Origin of the sequence: Arenibacter lacus (assembly GCF_008711145.1) — a bacterium.
GTDB classification, from domain to species: Bacteria; Bacteroidota; Bacteroidia; order Flavobacteriales; family Flavobacteriaceae; genus Arenibacter; species Arenibacter amylolyticus.
Genome location: NZ_VVIN01000005.1, coordinates 1 through 17763, shown reverse-complemented (window position 1 = coordinate 17763; position 17763 = coordinate 1). Strand labels below are relative to the sequence as shown.

18 protein-coding genes and 1 pseudogene are annotated in these 17763 nt (G+C 41.2%); 11 read left to right on the top strand and 8 right to left on the bottom strand.

Features of this window, described 5'->3' with window-relative positions:
* Positions 1–55 precede the first annotated feature (55 nt).
* Both F1E73_RS03350 and F1E73_RS03345 read right to left on the bottom strand, forming a co-directional pair.
* Positions 56–2143, bottom strand: a complete 2088-nt coding sequence (locus F1E73_RS03350; RefSeq protein WP_150451089.1) for an ATP-binding protein — start codon at positions 2141–2143, stop codon at positions 56–58.
* Positions 2144–2224: 81 nt separating this feature from the next.
* On the bottom strand, positions 2225–2647 hold the full coding sequence (locus F1E73_RS03345) for a response regulator (RefSeq protein ID WP_086475798.1): 423 nt from the start codon (positions 2645–2647) through the stop codon (positions 2225–2227).
* Positions 2648–3547: 900 nt separating this feature from the next.
* Between F1E73_RS03345 and F1E73_RS03340 the strand changes: the two genes are divergently transcribed.
* Positions 3548–4411 (top strand): cupin-like domain-containing protein, encoded by an 864-nt coding sequence (locus tag F1E73_RS03340; RefSeq protein ID WP_086475800.1) that lies wholly within the window; start codon positions 3548–3550, stop codon positions 4409–4411.
* Between the two features lie 46 nt (positions 4412–4457).
* Positions 4458–4955 (top strand): DUF6646 family protein, encoded by a 498-nt coding sequence (locus F1E73_RS03335; RefSeq protein WP_150451088.1) that lies wholly within the window; start codon positions 4458–4460, stop codon positions 4953–4955.
* A gap of 54 nt (positions 4956–5009) precedes the next feature.
* Here F1E73_RS03335 and F1E73_RS03330 read toward each other — a convergent pair whose 3' ends face one another.
* Complete coding sequence (locus F1E73_RS03330; protein WP_150451087.1) at positions 5010–5492, bottom strand: regulatory protein RecX; 483 nt, start codon at positions 5490–5492, stop codon at positions 5010–5012.
* A gap of 366 nt (positions 5493–5858) precedes the next feature.
* On the opposite strand from F1E73_RS03330, the gene F1E73_RS03325 reads away from it, so the two are divergent.
* Entirely contained in the window at positions 5859–6788 is a 930-nt protein-coding gene (locus tag F1E73_RS03325) for a 3-keto-disaccharide hydrolase (RefSeq protein WP_150451086.1), read from the top strand.
* A gap of 77 nt (positions 6789–6865) precedes the next feature.
* Here the strand turns inward: F1E73_RS03325 and F1E73_RS03320 are convergent, their stop codons facing one another.
* Together F1E73_RS03320 and F1E73_RS03315 are read right to left on the bottom strand one after the other, a co-directional pair.
* Complete coding sequence (locus F1E73_RS03320) at positions 6866–8413, bottom strand: Rne/Rng family ribonuclease (protein WP_086475804.1); 1548 nt, start codon at positions 8411–8413, stop codon at positions 6866–6868.
* 276 nt (positions 8414–8689) lie between these two features.
* Positions 8690–8980 carry an HU family DNA-binding protein gene (locus F1E73_RS03315; RefSeq protein ID WP_086475805.1) on the bottom strand — a complete coding sequence of 97 codons (291 nt, stop codon included), beginning with the start codon at positions 8978–8980 and terminating at the stop codon, positions 8690–8692.
* A gap of 128 nt (positions 8981–9108) precedes the next feature.
* Between F1E73_RS03315 and mutY the strand changes: the two genes are divergently transcribed.
* From mutY to gldD, 4 genes are read left to right on the top strand one after another with little or no spacing between them, the layout of a single operon-like run.
* A complete protein-coding gene (mutY, locus tag F1E73_RS03310) occupies positions 9109–10146 on the top strand; it encodes an A/G-specific adenine glycosylase (RefSeq protein ID WP_086475806.1) in 1038 nt (345 codons plus the stop codon).
* A gap of 24 nt (positions 10147–10170) precedes the next feature.
* A complete protein-coding gene (locus F1E73_RS03305) occupies positions 10171–10635 on the top strand; it encodes a single-stranded DNA-binding protein (RefSeq protein WP_086475807.1) in 465 nt (154 codons plus the stop codon).
* 24 nt (positions 10636–10659) lie between these two features.
* Positions 10660–11988, top strand: coding sequence for a gliding motility-associated protein GldE (locus F1E73_RS03300; protein WP_086475808.1), 1329 nt, complete (start codon positions 10660–10662; stop codon positions 11986–11988).
* Positions 11978–12532, top strand: coding sequence for a gliding motility lipoprotein GldD (gene gldD, locus F1E73_RS03295; protein ID WP_086475809.1), 555 nt, complete (start codon positions 11978–11980; stop codon positions 12530–12532). Before F1E73_RS03300 ends, gldD begins: the two co-directional genes overlap by 11 nt.
* A gap of 126 nt (positions 12533–12658) precedes the next feature.
* Here the strand turns inward: gldD and F1E73_RS03290 are convergent, their stop codons facing one another.
* Positions 12659–13078, bottom strand: coding sequence for a hypothetical protein (locus F1E73_RS03290; protein WP_150451085.1), 420 nt, complete (start codon positions 13076–13078; stop codon positions 12659–12661).
* Between the two features lie 323 nt (positions 13079–13401).
* Here F1E73_RS03290 and F1E73_RS03285 point away from each other — a divergent pair, with 323 nt between their 5' ends.
* The 3 genes from F1E73_RS03285 to rpmA all read left to right on the top strand — a co-directional run bounded on the left by F1E73_RS03285 (position 13402) and on the right by rpmA (position 14750).
* A complete protein-coding gene (locus F1E73_RS03285) occupies positions 13402–13860 on the top strand; it encodes a DUF4199 domain-containing protein (RefSeq protein WP_086475811.1) in 459 nt (152 codons plus the stop codon).
* Positions 13861–13957: 97 nt separating this feature from the next.
* Positions 13958–14467, top strand: coding sequence for a 50S ribosomal protein L21 (rplU, locus tag F1E73_RS03280; RefSeq protein WP_086475812.1), 510 nt, complete (start codon positions 13958–13960; stop codon positions 14465–14467).
* 22 nt (positions 14468–14489) lie between these two features.
* On the top strand, positions 14490–14750 hold the full coding sequence (gene rpmA, locus F1E73_RS03275) for a 50S ribosomal protein L27 (RefSeq protein WP_086475813.1): 261 nt from the start codon (positions 14490–14492) through the stop codon (positions 14748–14750).
* A gap of 94 nt (positions 14751–14844) precedes the next feature.
* On the opposite strand, the gene F1E73_RS03270 is transcribed toward rpmA, so the two are convergent.
* Entirely contained in the window at positions 14845–15948 is a 1104-nt protein-coding gene (locus tag F1E73_RS03270; protein ID WP_150451084.1) for an SDR family oxidoreductase, read from the bottom strand.
* A gap of 100 nt (positions 15949–16048) precedes the next feature.
* A complete protein-coding gene (gene ahcY / locus F1E73_RS03265) occupies positions 16049–17365 on the bottom strand; it encodes an adenosylhomocysteinase (RefSeq protein WP_086475815.1) in 1317 nt (438 codons plus the stop codon).
* Between the two features lie 189 nt (positions 17366–17554).
* Here ahcY and F1E73_RS03260 point away from each other — a divergent pair.
* Positions 17555–17763 (top strand): annotated as a pseudogene (locus F1E73_RS03260) (4-phosphopantetheinyl transferase); the annotation flags it as partial.

Genomic DNA, 17763 nt, shown 5'->3' with positions numbered 1-17763 from the left:
ATTGGCCAATCTTGGCTATCGTTTTAAATACGAGAGCGATGGCTTATAGGGGTTTTTATGAGTAAGACGGTAGGTGTAGGGTAAAGGTGGTGCCTTTGTTCAAAGTGCTTTCCACTTCAATGGAACCGTTCATGGCCTCTACCTGAACTTTCACCAAATAAAGTCCGAGACCTTTTCCGCTAGCCGTACCGCTTAATCTTCCGTACATATCAAAGATTTTTTTTCTGCGCTCGTCGTTTAGGTCCATTCCTGCACCATTGTCCAATATGGTGATCTCCGTGCCTCCCAAAGAGTTTGGAGTTGCATTGATGCTAACGTTAAGGGGTCTCTCTCTAGATTTATATTTTAGGGAGTTGATTATTAAGTTGTAAAAAATGTTGGTGAAATAACTTTTTAATCCATAAACATGGACCGAAGGGCCAATGTTTAGATCTATCTTGGCCTTTGTTCTCTCTATTTCCGAAGAAATTAGGATGAGAACATCCTCGATAATTTTCTTCAACTCTATTCTTTCCAATTCGCTTTGGGAAAAGTTTTTTAGGGATAGGGAGTGGTTTAGATCTTTGATGGTTCCATCTAGCTTATTTACAGTTTGGTGGATCATTTGGATGATGTCCTCTTTCTTTTCGCTGCTACTATCTTCATATAGTTGCAATAAGCTTAGAATGGTGGTAATAGGGCCTCTTACATTATGCGATACGATGTATACGAAGTTTTGTAGTTCCCTGTATTGACGGATTATCTGTTGCTGGGATTTTTCTAACAGGGTGAGGTCTTGGGTGGTTCCCGAAACCCGAACCAGGGCATTGTTCTCATTGAAATATGCCTTCCCCATATGCCGCATATACCTTGTGCTGCCATCGTCTAGCAGTATTCTGTTAGAGAGGCTAAAAGCGCCATCCTCGTCTAAGGAACTGCACAGGGTTTTCTTAAAGTCTTTCCTGTCCTCTTCATGTATTTGGGAAAGAAGAGTCTTGTAACTGGGATTAAAGGAGGTGGCGTCCTTCCCCATAATGGTGTATAGTTGTTGCGACCACTTAATTTTGTCATTGGTGAGGTCCCAGTCCCAACTTCCAATATTGGCTATTTTTTGAGCTTCTAATAGCGAGTTTTTGCTTTCCTGTAATTTGTATAAGGTTATAACGCGTTGGGTAATATCATTTTGATATACGCTACAGCCAGTAATTGCATTCCTTTTATCTCTAATGGGAATAAAAGTGAGTTCGTAGTAATAGGTTTCACTATCTAACTCCATCTTTGTTTCAATGGAAAAATACTCCCCGGAAAGTGCGCGGTCGTAATAGTCTTTTATGTGCTGTGGTTTCTTAGTATCATAGGGGAAGTCCAAAATATTCTCTCCTATTTTAGGGACGTTTTGGAAAAATTTAGACCTGTGATGCACAAAGGCAGAATTATGGAAAATTAGTCGGTATTCCCTATCCATGGTCCAAATCTGATTTTTGGTGCTTTCCATGATAGCGTGGAGGTGTTGGTACTGTAAATCCTTTTCTTTGGAAAGGAGTCGTACTGCATCAATGATGTCTTTTACATAGAAGCGGTACAGTATCCATATCAGTAAAATAAAGACCCCCGTTAAAAGGATGATAATATACTTAAACCTGGAAAGTTCTAGAGCCAATTCCTTTTCTAGCATGGCAACTAGGGCGTCTATGCCTAACACGTATCTGTGACCCAAGACATCTACTTGTTGTAATTCCTCATTGGTGAGGGCTGCAATGTTTGCTTTTTTGGCAATCTCATAGAGTTGTTGGTGATAGGGGGTGATGGCTTTAAAAATGCTGTCCATCTCTTTAGAAAGTACAGCGGCTTCTAAGTGGGACTCCTTCTTTTCTAGGGACTGGTGCATTTGATGCCAAGTTGCTGCGTCTTGTTTTAATTTAGGTAAATGGCTTTCGGAAACCTGGGTGGCATAGATTCCCTTGAGGACTTTTTGGCTCATCATTCGTTGTTGCCCGGCAAGATTGATAATTTTAACATCGTAGCCCCGCTGGTTAAGGGCTATATAGAATCCAAGGATAAGAAGTAAGGTCCCCGAAAAAATGATCGCAAAACTCCTGGTGATCGACTTTTTTATGGTAGCGAATGATGGTTTGGGCCTTAATGGAAAAACTGCTCTCGGCATTCGGGAAATTATAATTAGGTTAGTGTTAAGGGAACCTTGACCTAGGGGGCAAAGCAGGTGCTGAGTAAAATATTGAATAAGTTAGGACTGGGTGGCCAGGTGCGAGTAGTCTTTCATTATGCCGGCAATGATCTTGGAATTAAGAGGTTTGGGGATATACTGACGTACTAGGGGATGGCGATTGCTTTTAGAAATATCCTGGGCGTCTATGGAGGATGATACAATGAACACCTCTAGTAACTGTGCCTTATTTTCCAATTGCCCAATTTTATCCAAAAATTCGAACCCGGTCATCTCGGGCATATTCAAGTCTAAAAGCACTAGGATCTTGAGATTGTCTTGGAAAAGAAGCGCTTGAATGGCGGTAACGGCCTCGAGCGGATTTAAGTACGATTTAATTTTCTTTGTGATATGCTGTTTGTTGATCAGAAGCTCGTGAACATGGTTAATAATAGTGTCGTCATCAACAAGGATTACATAATCAAATATAAGTTGGTCTTTCATGATTTGGGGGATTTAAGACTAATTTATTGATTGCAATATATCTACTAATAAGTATGGGGATTCCTTAGCCCTATATATTTTTGTCGCTCATTTTTAGTTATACTTATTTGTTTAAACGTTTTCTTGCTGAAGCATCCAAGGCCTTTTATATCCCTATTCCCGTTACTAAAAACAAGACTGTAATTAGGGGTGTTTTTTGAAAAGGTTCTTCAACTTCCACTCAAGGCTTCTGTGTTGCTGAATTGTGATGTGGGTATCTACCCTACAAATTGCCAGAAGCGCTGATTGTGAGTGATCTCAGCGTAAAGATAGAAATCTTTTTTCATAGGCTTAGGGAATAAGGCTGATATTAATAAAAGAATAGCTGGGGAATGCTTTATTTATACAGGTATTTTACCCTGCCTACATGGCTTATAGGAGGGACTGTTATTTTTCTTTTATTTTTAGATTTAAAGGGAAAGTAGGGGTTCCCAGATTTGAAAAAGGGAATGGATTTTTACTGTTTCTAATGATTTAAAGTTATTTTTGAAGCTTAAATGGACGATGGCTTAGGGATTGCAGCGACATCCTTTTTTTATTTCCCGAAGCTAGGCTCGGGAATAATAAAAGATATAGCGGAAAGCCCGGTCCCGACTACTTTTATCAGGGAGTATCTGCAAGCTATAGCTAAAGAAGCTTGTTTGCCTTTATGGCTAATGCATGCTTCAGAAAGGTAGGAGGGGAAGCCCCAAACAGAATGAGTTAAGAGCGAACTGAGGTGTAATTGGTCCAGACCAAGACATGCCTTTGAACGGAACGAGGCGGCTAAGCAAAACGCCAAGTTGAACGACTTATAGGGCTAAGCTGCGTTTCAGCTTAGGTATAATATAGAATGTTAATGTATTAAATAACCAGGTTGTATTGGAATTAAAAGAAATACCCAGGGTATTGAATATAAGTAAGGAGGAGTTTATAAACAACTACTTTAAACCGCAGATCCCAGTGGTGATCCAGAATTGTATAGAAGACTGGCCCGCCTATAAAAAATGGGATTTTGACTATATGCGGAAGGTTGCTGGTGATAAGATAGTACCCCTGTATGACGATAGGCCCGTTAATTCTAAGGATAGTTTTAATGAGCCGCATGCCAGTATGAAAATGTCCGAGTATATTGATCTGCTTCAAAAGGAGCCTACCAAATACCGTATTTTCCTTTGGAATATATTGAAGGAGGTTCCTGCCTTGCAGCAAGATTTTAAGTACCCCGATTTTGGATTGCGACTAATGAAGGGCTTGCCAATGCTCTTTTTTGGGGGGAAGGATTCTTACACCTTTATGCACTACGATATTGATCTGGCCAATATTTTCCATTTTCACTTTGTGGGGAAGAAAGAGGTGGTTCTTTTCCCTCAGACCGAAAACCGGTATTTGTACAAAGTGCCTCATTCCCTCATTACGCATGAAAGTATAGATTTCTCTAATCCCGACTTTAAAAAGTGGCCCGCCTTGCAGTATGCAAGCGGATTTAAGACCGAATTGAATCATGGGGAAGTCTTGTATATGCCCGAAGGCTACTGGCATTATATGCGCTATATTACGCCGGGGTTTTCTATGAGTCTACGGGCAGTAGCCAGAAACCCCAAGAACTTGGGGAAAGCGTTTTACAACCTGTTGGTGATGAGGAATTATGACAATCTGATGCGGAGGATGAAAGGGCAAGAATGGATAGATTGGAAGAACCAACAGGCAATTATCCGAACCAATAAAAGTTTAAAACAATTGTGATTGTATGAGAAGTTGTACCTTTGCACGCTAAAAATAATATTGAACTATGAGAAATTTATTGCTTGTAATGTTATTTGCTTTAACGGCAGCATCCGTCAATGCACAGGCATTTGAAGGAACAGGAGACCAAAAAATGCAGATCGGAGCCAATTTTCAGGATCGTGGTACCGGTATTGTTGTTAACTACGACTATGGTCTTGGTGAAAACTTTTCTATTGGGGTTGCCTCGTCGTATGTTTTGGACGTAGCAGAAAACGTTAGCACCGATTTTGATCAAAGGATTGATTTGAAAGCAAGGTTCAATGCTAACCTAGGTAATGTTTTTCAGTTGGGGGATAATGTGGATATTTATCCTGGGCTGGATTTAGGGCTTAAGAACTTTGGTGGGCATTTGGGATTCCGGTACTTCTTTACGGATGGATTTGGAATTTACAGCGAATTTGCGACTCCTTTTGCGAAATATAAAACTGAGAATTTAACCGCAGCAGAAAAACTGCACAATCAGTTTGTGTTTAGTATTGGAGCGTCATTCAACCTCAATTAAAAATTTAGTTGCCCTATTCTATGTCCGTAGGATTCTTGAATAGGGCAATTTTCATTATTTAAAGGGGATTAATTCCCCTATCTTCTCAAAGACGAGATGGCTCTCCCATCCCCTGTAAAACAGGTAGTCTGCTAATTTTTTTCGGCGTTTTTGAACGTCTTTCTCCTTAATTTCGGTCAAACGTTTTTCTGCCAGCGCATTAAAGGTGTTAAGGTATTCTGCAGGATCTATTTCCTTAAGTGCCGTCTTAATATTGATAGACGAAATATCGCGCTGTTTTAGCTCGTTTGTAATTCTGTTTTTCCCCCATTTTTTTATGTTGAATTTTCCGCGTGCAAAACTTTTGGCAAAGCGCTCCTCGTTGAGATAGTTCTCCTGGATGAGGTGTACCACGATATGGTCTATAGCCTCTGGAATCATACGCATTTCCCGTAGTTTTGTCACTACTTCCTTGTGGCAGCGATCTTGGTAGGCACAGTAGCGTTCCATTTTTTTGGTGGCTTCGGTAAGGGAGTAAGATTTATACGGTTGTTGCATGGTTACTTCTGGTATGGTGACGCCTTGTTTTCTGTGGATTTTGGGATTTGGTAAGAGTGGGGCTGCTGTGCTTGTTATCTTAAATAAATTAATAGGACGTTGGTGTTCTATTTGTAATAGTTGTGTGTTATTCCAATTTCCGTGTTTAGGACTAGGGGCAGCAAGGTAGGCAAAATAGTAATTCTTCTTTAAACAGTTGGGTATTTATAGAGGTGAAATTTGGGGTTCTGGGTGGCTGCCATGAAGGGAACATGGCGGGTTTAAGCGCTATTAAGGCCCTTTTATAGGGTATGGATTTTTATGTGGAGGTGTAGTTAGCTGGCAAATTTGTGGTTATATTTACCGCTATCAATAAAAGTATTTAATATGCAATTTTTATCAAAATTAACCGGTGCGGTCCTCCTTTTGTTTGGGGCCCTCGCCTATGGACAAATGATTAATCCTATTGAAGGTAGGTGGAATATGGTAATTTCTCAGGATGGGAAGGAGCTTCCTTCTTGGTTGGAGATTCGTCCCTCCGGATCGCGTACTTTAGTGGGAAGGTTTGTGTATGCCATGGGAAGTGCTCGTCCTATTTCGGAAGTGAAAATAGAAGATCGGAAATTTAGTTTCTCTATTCCCCCACAGTGGGAAGAGGGGAATAGGCATATGGAATTTAGTGGTGTTTTAGATGGTGAGGTGCTAACTGGTACTATGGTCTATACCGATGGGAAGACCTATGAATGGGAAGCCGTTAGGGCTCCAGAACTGGCCTATGTGAAAAATGCCAAATGGGGAAAACCGCAGCATATATTTAATGGAAAAAACCTGAAAGGGTGGCATGCCTTGGGTGAGAATCAGTGGGTAGTGGAGCAAGGGGTCTTAAAAAGTCCTGGGCCTGGTGCCAATTTGGTCACCGAGGAAAAGTTTACGGATTTTAAATTGCGGTTAGAGTTTAGGTATCCGGAAGGAAGTAATAGTGGCGTATACCTTCGCGGTCGCTATGAAGTGCAGATTACCGATGATAAGGGGGCAGCGCCTTCAGATGTAGGATTCAGTGGAATATATGGGTTTCTTACGCCCTCTGAGGTAGTGGCAAAGTCGGCCATGGAATGGCAGGAATATGAAATTACCTTAATAGGGAGGCGTGTAACCGTGGTTGCCAACGGGCAAACCGTTATCAGTGATAGAATTATCCCCGGGATCACTGGTGGTGCCCTGGACAGTAGGGAGGGGGAGCCCGGACCCATATTGTTGCAGGGAGATCATGGCCCTATAGAGTTTAGAAATATAGTGCTTACCCCAAGGGTAGAATAAGGTTATTTGATTGGGCATGGTAAAATATCAATTGCTGCCAATAAAAAAAGCGACTCCATTTTGGTAGTCGCTTTTTTTTAATAAATTGTTTTTCCGTCTTTATTCTTAAAACGGTACTCAAGATAAGTATAGGCATCCCGAGGCTGTATCTTAATCCATCTTTTGTGCTCCAAGAACCATTTGGTTCGGATAGAGGGAAAGCCTTTTAGGATATAGGCGGCTATAAAGGGGTGGATGTTTAAGATAATCCCATTGTCCTTTGCCGGCCCTTTTAGAAGTTTTTCCAAGTCATAATTTATCTTGTCTATCAGTACAATTGGGGCTTCCACCTCTTGGCCAGAGCCGTTGGGATTTGCCTCACTTGTTTTAATCTTCATTTCGGGTCTTACCCGTTGTCTTGTAATTTGTATCAGTCCAAACTTACTGGGAGGTAGTATTTTATGTTTGGCCCTGTCGTCTTTCATCTCTTCTCTAAGATGCTCAAAAAGGCGTCTTCTGTGTTCGCCCTTGCTCATGTCTATAAAGTCTACCACGATAATTCCTCCCATATCGCGGAGCCTTAGCTGTCTGGCAATTTCCGATGCGGCCAATAAGTTGACCTCCAATGCGGTTTCTTCCTGGTTTTTAGCTTTGTTGGAGCGGTTACCGCTATTGACATCAATAACGTGTAATGCTTCTGTATGCTCTATTACCAGATAGGCCCCCTTACTCATGGAGGCGGTGCGCCCAAAGGAAGTTTTGATCTGTCTTTCTATCCCGAATTTTTCAAAAATGGGGACGGAAGAGTTATACAATTTTACAATAGATTCTTTCTGTGGTGCTATTTCACTCACATAATCTTTTACTTCTTCATAAAGCGTTTCCTCATCTACGTAAATCCCAGTAAAGGAATCGTTAAATACATCCCGTAGTATGGAGGAAGCTCTATTGAGCTCTACCAATACCTTGGATGGATGGGGTGCTTTTTGAATTTTTTTGCACATTGCTGTCCACTTGGCCAGTAATCCTTGCAAATCTTTATCTAGTTCTGCTACTTTTTTGCCTTCTGCTACTGTTCGGATAATAACGCCAAACCCTTTAGGTTTAATGCTCCTCACGAGTCTTTTTAACCTATCTTTTTCTTCTTTACTCTCTATTTTTTGAGAGACCGAAACACGGTCGGAAAAAGGGACCATGACCAAATAACGGCCAGCTATGGAAAGTTCTGAGCTTATTCGCGGTCCTTTAGTGGAAATGGGTTCCTTGACTATTTGTACCAGCAAGGATTGATTGGCTTTGATAACATCGTTTATGCTACCATTCTTGTCAATATCTTCTTCAAACTTAAAATTGCTTAAAGAGTAGTCTTTAAGTTTTCCTGTGCTAACGCTTTTTATGAATTTCAACATAGAGGCGAGTTGCGGACCGAGGTCGTGGTAGTGGAGAAAGGCATCTTTCTCGTACCCCACATTTACGAAGGCCGCATTAAGGCCGGTAACTGGCTTTCTAACTTTGGCGATCATAATATCGCCAACAGAGAAATTGTTACTGTCCTCCTCTTTGTGTAATTCGGTGAGTTTTCCCTCCTTTAGCAAGGCAAAATCGACGGCATCGGAACTAGATCTTACGATCAATTCTCTATTCACCTGAATTAATTTATATTTATCCCATGCGATCGCACCCCAAGGATGGATCGGGATAAATGATTAAACAATAATTTGTACAGGTTGTATAAACCCGTCGAAATTCTTTTGAGAATTTCTATGTCAATGAACGTACAAAAAGAAAAAGTAGTTGCTACAACTACTTTTTCTTGTGGCGGTTAGCTCTTCTGCGCTTCTTGCGCTTGTGAGTAGCTACCTTATGTCTTTTTCTTTTCTTACCGCTTGGCATAAAGGTCTGTTTTATGGATTAATATTATTTTATTTAACTAGTACATTACTTTTCACTCCTTCTAGGAAAACCTTTGCAGGCTTAAACGCAGGGATATTGTGTGCTGGTATCTTAATGGTAGTGTTTTTGGATATGTTTCTACCGGTCTTTTCTGCTCTTGTTTTAATGATAAAACTACCAAATCCTCTTAGGTATACGTTGTCTCCGCTCTCCAAAGATGCCTTTACTTCTTCCATAAAGGTTTCTATAGTTGCTTGTACATCCCCTTTTTCAATGCCCAGCTTATCTGAGATTTTCGTTACAATTTCCGCTTTCGTCATGCTAACTAATATATTTCTAAGTGTTTTTTTTCGGGACGCAAATATATGAATTAAATATTATCTTTCAATGCTTAAGAACTTAATTTTAAGAAGCTAAACCATTACTTTTGTAAATTATACCTTGTTTAATGAGTTTTTCAAGAATTATTTTGGAGTGGTACAACGTGCATAAGAGACCGCTCCCGTGGCGAAAGACCCGTGAACCGTACCTAATTTGGCTGTCTGAAATTATGTTGCAACAGACACGGGTAGCCCAGGGAATTCCCTATTTTTTAACATTTGTAGAAAGGTTTCCTACCGTGCAAGCCCTAGCCTCGGCTAAGGAAGAGGAGGTTTTAAAATTGTGGCAGGGCCTTGGTTATTACTCAAGGGCCAGAAACCTGCACGCTACCGCTAAGACTATTACGGAAGAGTACAACGGAAAATTTCCCGATACGTATCAGGAATTGATAAAGCTTAAAGGGGTGGGCGATTATACCGCTAGTGCCATTGCCTCCATTTGTTTTGATAGGCCCGAAGCAGTGGTAGACGGAAACGTTTATCGGGTTCTAGCGCGGTATTTTGGGGTAGGGCTACCTATTAATTCCGGACCTGGGGTCTCCTATTTTAAAAAATTGGCAAAGCAGGAAATGGACGTACATAATAGTAAGGATTACAATCAAGGAATTATGGAGTTTGGAGCCTTGCAATGTACGCCCCAAAAACCCCTATGCCATAGCTGTCCCTTAAGTGATAGCTGCGTTGCCTTGGCTACCGGTGCTATTGGCAGTTTACCCGTTAAGGTGAAAAAGAATAAGGTGAGGAAACGATATTTCAATTATCTCGTGGTAGTGGATGAAAATAATAGTACCTTGTTGCAACAGCGTAGAGGGCAAGGTATCTGGGAAAATCTATATGAATTTCCCCTTTTGGAGACAAAAAAGGAAATTCAGGCTACTGAGGTGGAAAAGAGATTATCCGAGGTGGTGGCTGTAGCAGAGCCCGCCCAGCTATACCTATATAATGAAAAGCAACTGGTCCATAAACTGTCTCATCAACACCTGTACACCCGCTTTTGGATTGTGCGTGCAGAGGACAATTTAAAGGATGGGATAAAATTTGACGATTTGCACAAATATCCTGTACCAGTTTTGATCGCAGATTTTATAAATGCATTTAAAATTTAGTATTTTTGACCTAAGATTCAATTTATGAGTGGAACATTAAATAAGGTAATGCTGATCGGGCATTTAGGGGACGAGATAAAAATGCACTATTTTGAAGGTGGCAATTGTATTGGACGCTTCCCATTGGCTACCAATGAGACCTATACCAATAGGCAAACTGGTGAAAGGGTAACCAATACGGACTGGCACAATATTGTGGTGAGAAATAAAGCGGCAGAAGTATGTGAGAAATATTTATCCAAAGGGGATAAGGTGTACATTGAAGGCCGATTGAAAAATCGCCAATGGCAGGCAGAGGACGGAACTACCCGGTATGCTACCGAGGTGCACGTGCAGGAGTTTACCTTTTTGAATACAAAAAGAGGAGGCGACCCAAATACTGCTAGGCCACATCAACAAGAACAGCCTCAGGACCCCTCATCCATGCAGCAGCCAAATAACCCTGCAAGTGGTAATGTGCCGGAGCAGGAGGATGATTTACCATTCTAGATCAATTAAAATAGATACCTACAAGTGGATCCCGACCCCCATAGTTTATTATTAAATTTTATTGCGGTGGATGTAACGTTAACCCTAAAGGTCATCGTTCTTCTTATTCTTTTGTGTTGTTCTGCCCTTGTTTCGGGTGCGGAGGTTGCTTTTTTTGGGCTCTCCCATACGGATCTGAAGGAGATTGAAGATAAAAAAACGACCAAAGGCAACATTATTGTCCAGCTATTAAATAGACCCAAGAAATTATTGGCCACCATCCTTATCGCCAATAACGCCATTAATATTGGAACGGTTTTGCTGTTCGATCAGATTGCGAAAATCATTTTTCAGGACCTGCAATTCTTGGCTTTTGGCATTATTCCTGTCCGCTTCTTGGTAGAGGTAGTGGTGGTTACCTTTCTAATATTGATGTTTGGGGAGATTCTGCCGAAAGTGTACGCCAATAGGAATAGATTTACCTTTGCGCATTTTATGGCACTCCCATTAAAGGTCTTGGATGTGCTATTCTCCCCGCTAAGTTTGCCCATGCGTTCTGGAACGATCTTGATTTATCAAAAATTGGGGAAACAAAAAACAAGCTTAAGTGTAGATCATTTGTCGCAGGCGTTAGAGCTTACTTCCGAGGGTGACACCACTAAAGAGGAACAGAAGATATTGGAAGGTATTGTCTCCTTTGGTAATACAGATACCAAGCAGGTGATGCGACCAAGGATAGATATTTTTGCGCTGAAAGAGGATATGAAGTATCCAGAGGTGTTAACCGAGATAAAGAAAAATGGATACTCCAGGATTCCTGTTTTTTCGGAGAATATGGACAATGTGCTTGGGGTGCTCTACGTTAAGGACTTATTGCCCTATATAGATCGCAAGACCTTAAATTGGGTCTCCCTAATAAGGGAGCCTTATTTTGTACCCGAAAATAAAAAGTTGGACGACCTCTTATTGGAATTTCAGTCCATGAAAAATCACTTGGCCATTGTGGTGGATGAATACGGAGGGACCTCTGGGATTGTGACCTTGGAAGATATTATAGAAGAAATTGTAGGGGATATAAGTGATGAGTTTGATGATGAGGACCTAGTGTTTTCTAAGTTGGACGATTATAATTATGTATTTGATGGCAAAACACCCTTGCGGGATTTATATAAGGTAGCAAAGATTCAGGATGAGGACGATTTTGAAGATAATAAAGGGGAGTCCGAAACCATTGCAGGCTTTGTTTTGGAGATTGCCGGAAGCTTCCCGAAAAGGGGGGATACGGTGCGTTTTAAGAACTACAAATTTGTAGTGGAAAGCCTGGATAAAAAACGGTTGAAACAGATTAAAGTTACCTTGCCCAATGATGTATAGAACAATAGCTGGATTTATTGGTGTACTACTTTTGGCTGCTTGCCAGGGGGAGGTATTGCCCAAACCAAAGGCTCAGCTCAGATTGGAGTATCCAGAGACAGAATACACGACCTATTCCGCAGATTACTTTTCTCTGGATCGCAATGCGATGGCCCGCATAACATCACGAACAAACCACTCTTTTGTTTTGGATTATCCCCAAATGCAGGGAGCTATTTTTATTACCTATAAAGAGGTGGATGGCAATCTGGACAAGCTTCTCACCGATGCCCAGAGGTTGAGTTATGAGCATGTAGTGAAAGCCGATAATATCTTGGAGCAGCCATTTGTAAATGAGGAGGACAGGGTGTTTGGTATGTACTATGAGGTAAAGGGGAATGCTGCTTCCCAGGCGCAATTTTATGCCACGGATAGCACAGGTCACTTCCTAACTGGGTCCCTCTACTTCCATGCCAAGCCCAATTATGATTCCGTTTTGCCGGCCGCGGCTTATCTTCAAAACGATATCCGTAGAATTATGGAAACCCTGAAGTGGAACAACTAGGGCGCTGCCCGCAATTACCACTTCAAGGTTTTTTAAATTACTTCCGTATATCAATAGGGATTTAAGCCCTTGGTTTGGCTCCGGTGTAGGAGCACGCTTAGGAAAGTGAGGTTAAAAACTTGCCTGTTAGGGATTGGCAAGTAGGTCTTCTGCATTCTTAATGCTAGAGTTTATTTGATCTCTAAGGGCTTTTACTTTCACCTCTTCCTCATCTAGCCACTGCTGCTTTTCTTCGGTGAGCGACTTTCCCTTCATAATTTCATCACCATCAAAGCGTTCTCCAAAATTTTTCATCCAGTCCATCATGGATTTGTGGGCAGCTTTAAGATCTTGTCTTGCGGTGGCGTACTGCTCGGTGGTGTCGCCCTCGGAGATTTTTTCATCCAACGTACTTATTAAACTTCCTATGGTCCCCATTTTTGGCATCACCTCATCGTGAATGGCCAATACTTTTTTCATTTGGGAGCTGTCTTGTTTGCTTTCCTTACAAGAATAGGCAGTGCTCATTATTATGGCAAGTACAAGAATCAATCTACTCATTTTCATACTTAAAAATTAAATTGTTAAAGGGTGTAAAGACCCTAGGGGTTTGGATATGTTTTATGAAAATCAAATATACGAAAATAGGTGTGGGTTGGTGTCATTCTATATTAATAAACATAGCGTATTTTTGGTGGGGGTGTTCCGTGGAATTTAGCTGGGGAATTTGGCTTTTTAATGGGTGATTGGGGTGAATAAAGCCGGAAAATGGAGTGCTGGGTAGGTGTAAATGAAATTTTCGTAGATTTTAATATGATGTTACTTGTTAATTTATGTGTTTAAATCATAAAAATTCTGTAATTTAAATGCATAACCTAAAAAACTAAACTATGAAACTGTTTTCGCTTCCGATTAGGTTTGGGATCGCTACAAGCGGTTCGTTGATTGCCTATTTTTTAATCTTATCCTTGTTTAATTTGCATATCAATGTGTTTTACAGCTTGTTCAATGCGGTAATCACTGGTTTTGGTATTTATGAGGCCATCAAGTATTTTAAATTGCAAAAGGGGGTGTCCTTTAATTACGGTAAAGGTTTTACGGCGGGAATTGTTACCGGTTTTGTGGCTACTATCATCTTTACGATTTTCTTTGCCTTCTATGCCACCGAAATCAACCTAGGTTTTTTAGATCAGCTTTCTAGGGTTTGGTTTAAGGATTACAACACTTCGGAAGGAATTGTTTTCTTTACGGTGGCCATCATGGGTTTTGCCACTACTTTGGTGCTTACCCTCTCCTTTATGCAATTATTTAAGGGGTCTAACAATCCAAAGAGGAAAACAGGGGCATAAATGTGAAAAAAATGCTTGTAGATTAAGTAATTAGATTTATATTTGCAGCCGCCTAATATAGTGTTAGGCTTGTTCTTATAAAATTAAAACACAAGCTATGTACGCAATTGTAGAGATAGCAGGGCAGCAATTTAAAGTTGCGAAAGACCAAAAAGTGTATGTTCACCGTTTGCAAGACGAAGAAGGAAGCAAAGTAAGCTTTGACAACGTTCTTTTGTTGGAAGATGGAGATAACATCACCGTTGGCGCCCCCGCTATAGACGGAGCCGCTGTTGAGGCTAAAGTCGTTAAGCACCTAAAAGGTGATAAGGTAATTGTCTTTAAGAAGAAAAGACGTAAGGGTTACAGAACTAAAAATGGTCACCGTCAGTATTTGACGGAATTGCTAATTGAGGGAATTGTTACCTCTGGAGCGAAGAAGACCGAGAAAAAAGCGGAAGCCAAACCAGCTGCTAAAAAAGCCGAAGCTCCCAAGAAATCCGAAGCATCGGAGGCCGATTTAAGTAAAAATACGGTAGTGGAGTTAAGGGAAATGGCAAAAGATCAGGGAATTGAGGGGTATTCTTCAATGAAGAAGGCCGAATTAATTGCCGCTTTAAGTAAATAACAAGAATTAAAACAGAAATATCATGGCACACAAGAAAGGTGTTGGTAGTTCCAAGAACGGTAGGGAATCAGAATCGAAACGTTTAGGCGTTAAGATATTTGGTGGTCAGCCTGCCTTAGCTGGAAATATCATCGTAAGACAGCGTGGTACAAGACATAATCCTGGAGAAAATGTTTATTTAGGAAAGGATCATACTTTGCATGCAAAAGTAGATGGTCTTGTTAAGTTCCAAAAGAAAGCAAAAGGAAAATCGTATGTTTCCGTTGAGCCCTTCGAGGCTTAGTCGCTTACTCTTTAAAATATAAAAAAACCCTTTTCATTCTTTGAAAAGGGTTTTTTTTATGGCTTTTGGTTAGGAGTAGCTGCTTCCGGGGGGGCTACCACTGTTGGTTTCTAAAGTTTTTTGAAATGGCAAAATGTACGGTCTTGGATAGGTATTCCTCTAAATTATACGCTGGCATGGGCAAAATGCTTTCTAGCAGCTGGGTGTCCCATTCATTGGGTTTGGAAGTAAGGTAGGGGGTTAGGTGTACCCCAATAGTCTGATAGTAAAATTGCTCCAACTCAGTGTGAAAGCCCAAACGCTCGTTAATTGGTTCTGGGGTGAAGCTAAAATTGTTGTAGCCTACCGCCTCAAAAATTTTCGTCATGCCCCGCATTAGGTCGGTATCTTTGGAATGAACAATGTTCAACTGCTCAATGTCGGTATCCAATGCTTTCACAATTACCTTGGCGGCATAATCCGTGGGGATAATATTTAATCTGCTGCCCTTGATGGTCGTTATGCGTACAGGGTCCTTAGACCCGCTATTCTTAAAGAATTTAGCAAATAGGTAAAAAACCATGTACTTGGAAATGAAAAAATGGGGCGCATCAGTGATATTGCCTCCCAATACGCTGGGGCGCAAAATCTGGATGGGGATATTTTTTATTTTGCCTTCGCTTCTTAGAAAGAGTTCGGCTTGGTGCTTAGAAGCCTCGTAATGGTTCCTGTAGGCAGAGGTGTTGGTAGCGCCGTAATCGTTTTTTAGCAGGCCTCCCTTGTCTCCAATTGCGAAGGCGGTGCTGATGTATACAAACTTCCCGATGTATGGGCTAAAGGCCTTAAAAATAGCTTTTGTAAAGTCCAGATTTTCATTGAAGATTTCGTCCTTGGCAGCGGGGAGGGTAGAGAGATTTACAAAGCCAGCGGAATGAATAAGGATGTCTATCTTTTGAGATCCAAGAAAAGTTTTGGGTTGCAACAGCTCGTCGGCATTAATCACCTTTATTTTTTGATGTATTTCCTGCTCGTTATTCCGGATGAATTCCGGAGCGTATTCACTTTGGAGCATGTTCTGGATCCGATCCTTCGGTGAAAGGGTGCCCTTTTTTCTAACGGGGAGGTAAACGGTATGTAGGCTGTGCAGTTTTTCTTCTAGAAGGGTAAATAGTACTCTGGAACCCAAGGTGCCGGTGGCACCAGTTAAAATTATATTCATGGAGCGATTTATAAGAGGGTATTTCTGGATATGGCCTAAAGTAAAATCCCTTATATTGATATCAATATAAGGGATTTTGTAATTTATTGATAGGGTGTTATTAATACCTGTAGTAGTCAGGCTTAAACGGACCTTCAACGCTAACACCAATATATTCTGCTTGGTCTGGTCTTAGAGTTTCCAATTCCACTCCCAAACGTGCCAAATGAAGGGCGGCTACCTTTTCATCCAAATGTTTTGGCAGCATATAGACGTTGTTTTCATACTTGTCACTATGGTTCCAAAGCTCAATTTGCGCCAAGGTTTGGTTGGTAAACGAGTTGCTCATTACAAAACTTGGATGTCCGGTGGCACAACCAAGGTTTACCAATCGGCCTTCTGCAAGCACTATAATGTCTTTTCCATCCAAGGTATACTTGTCTACCTGTGGCTTAATTTCATCCTTGGTATGACCGTAGTTTTCGTTTAGCCAAGCCATATCTATCTCATTGTCGAAGTGGCCAATATTACATACAATGGCCTTGTCTTTCATCGCCTTAAAATGCTGAGCTTGAATAATGTCTTTGTTTCCAGTGGTGGTAATTACGATATCTGCATTCCCAACAACGGTTTCCATTTTCTTTACCTCATACCCATCCATAGCTGCTTGTAGGGCGCAAATAGGGTCTATTTCCGTAACGGTTACTATAGATCCGGCACCTCTAAAAGAAGCTGCGGTACCTTTACCAACATCGCCGTAGCCTGCAACCACCACTCTTTTACCTGCTAGCATAGTATCCGTAGCTCTTCTAATAGCGTCTACGGCACTTTCCCTACATCCGTACTTATTGTCGAACTTAGACTTGGTTACGGAATCGTTCACGTTAATGGCGGGCATAGGAAGGGTTCCTTTTTTTACCCGCTCGTAAAGACGGTGTACTCCCGTAGTGGTTTCTTCGGAAAGACCTTTAATGTCTTTGGCCAATTCTGGGTATCTGTCTAGTACCATATTGGTAAGATCGCCACCATCATCCAAAATCATATTCAAAGGCTTGCGTTCCTCCCCAAAAAACAAGGTCTGTTCTATGGCCCAATCAAATTCTTCTTCGCTCATTCCCTTCCAAGCATAAACAGGTACTCCTGCCTCGGCCATGGCTGCTGCCGCCTGATCTTGGGTAGAGAAAATATTACAAGAGCTCCAAGTTACTTCGGCTCCCAAAGCTATTAAGGTTTCAATTAAAACAGCAGTTTGTATGGTCATGTGCAAACAACCTGCAATGCGGGCCCCTTTTAAGGGCTGCTCACTTCCGTACTCTTCGCGTAGCGACATCAGTCCTGGCATCTCTGCCTCTGCCAAATCAATTTCTTTTCTTCCCCAGCTAGCCAAGCTTATATCTTTTACTTTATAGGGTATGTAAGGAATAGTTTTAGTACTCATTTTTTGTTTTTTAAATTAGTGGTCAAAGACTCCAATGGTACGTCGGGGAAGCTGGGCACTCAGTAAAAGAATATCCAAACCAGGAATAAATTAGTTTACCCTATTTCTTCTCCGTTTTTATTTTTACTTTCGTACAGGAGCAATTATCAATTTTGCAGTTGCAAAGGTAGTAATAACTTAAATAATCCCATGCCTCTTTACAAAACAATAACAGTAGATTCCCATGTTAAGGTCCTGATTTGGAAAGTTGAAGAGACAGAAGCACAACTTTCTAAAGGAATAGAACTCACCCCTATATGTCATAAGCGGTTGGTAGGAATGAAGTCGGAATTGCACCGTAGAGGGTTTTTAAGTATCCGCCATCTTTTGGCGGAAGAGGGTTATGAGGATAAGGACCT

Coding starts and splice junctions, on each gene's coding strand:
- F1E73_RS03350 (WP_150451089.1), bottom strand. CDS start 2,143: ATGCCGAGAGCAGTTTTTCCATTAAGGCCCAAACCATCATTCGCTACC.
- F1E73_RS03345 (WP_086475798.1), bottom strand. CDS start 2,647: ATGAAAGACCAACTTATATTTGATTATGTAATCCTTGTTGATGACGAC.
- F1E73_RS03335 (WP_150451088.1), top strand. CDS start 4,458: ATGAGAAATTTATTGCTTGTAATGTTATTTGCTTTAACGGCAGCATCC.
- F1E73_RS03330 (WP_150451087.1), bottom strand. CDS start 5,492: ATGCAACAACCGTATAAATCTTACTCCCTTACCGAAGCCACCAAAAAA.
- F1E73_RS03325 (WP_150451086.1), top strand. CDS start 5,859: ATGCAATTTTTATCAAAATTAACCGGTGCGGTCCTCCTTTTGTTTGGG.
- F1E73_RS03315 (WP_086475805.1), bottom strand. CDS start 8,980: ATGACGAAAGCGGAAATTGTAACGAAAATCTCAGATAAGCTGGGCATT.
- mutY (WP_086475806.1), top strand. CDS start 9,109: ATGAGTTTTTCAAGAATTATTTTGGAGTGGTACAACGTGCATAAGAGA.
- F1E73_RS03305 (WP_086475807.1), top strand. CDS start 10,171: ATGAGTGGAACATTAAATAAGGTAATGCTGATCGGGCATTTAGGGGAC.
- gldD (WP_086475809.1), top strand. CDS start 11,978: ATGATGTATAGAACAATAGCTGGATTTATTGGTGTACTACTTTTGGCT.
- F1E73_RS03290 (WP_150451085.1), bottom strand. CDS start 13,078: ATGAAAATGAGTAGATTGATTCTTGTACTTGCCATAATAATGAGCACT.
- F1E73_RS03285 (WP_086475811.1), top strand. CDS start 13,402: ATGAAACTGTTTTCGCTTCCGATTAGGTTTGGGATCGCTACAAGCGGT.
- rplU (WP_086475812.1), top strand. CDS start 13,958: ATGTACGCAATTGTAGAGATAGCAGGGCAGCAATTTAAAGTTGCGAAA.
- rpmA (WP_086475813.1), top strand. CDS start 14,490: ATGGCACACAAGAAAGGTGTTGGTAGTTCCAAGAACGGTAGGGAATCA.
- F1E73_RS03270 (WP_150451084.1), bottom strand. CDS start 15,948: ATGAATATAATTTTAACTGGTGCCACCGGCACCTTGGGTTCCAGAGTA.
- ahcY (WP_086475815.1), bottom strand. CDS start 17,365: ATGAGTACTAAAACTATTCCTTACATACCCTATAAAGTAAAAGATATA.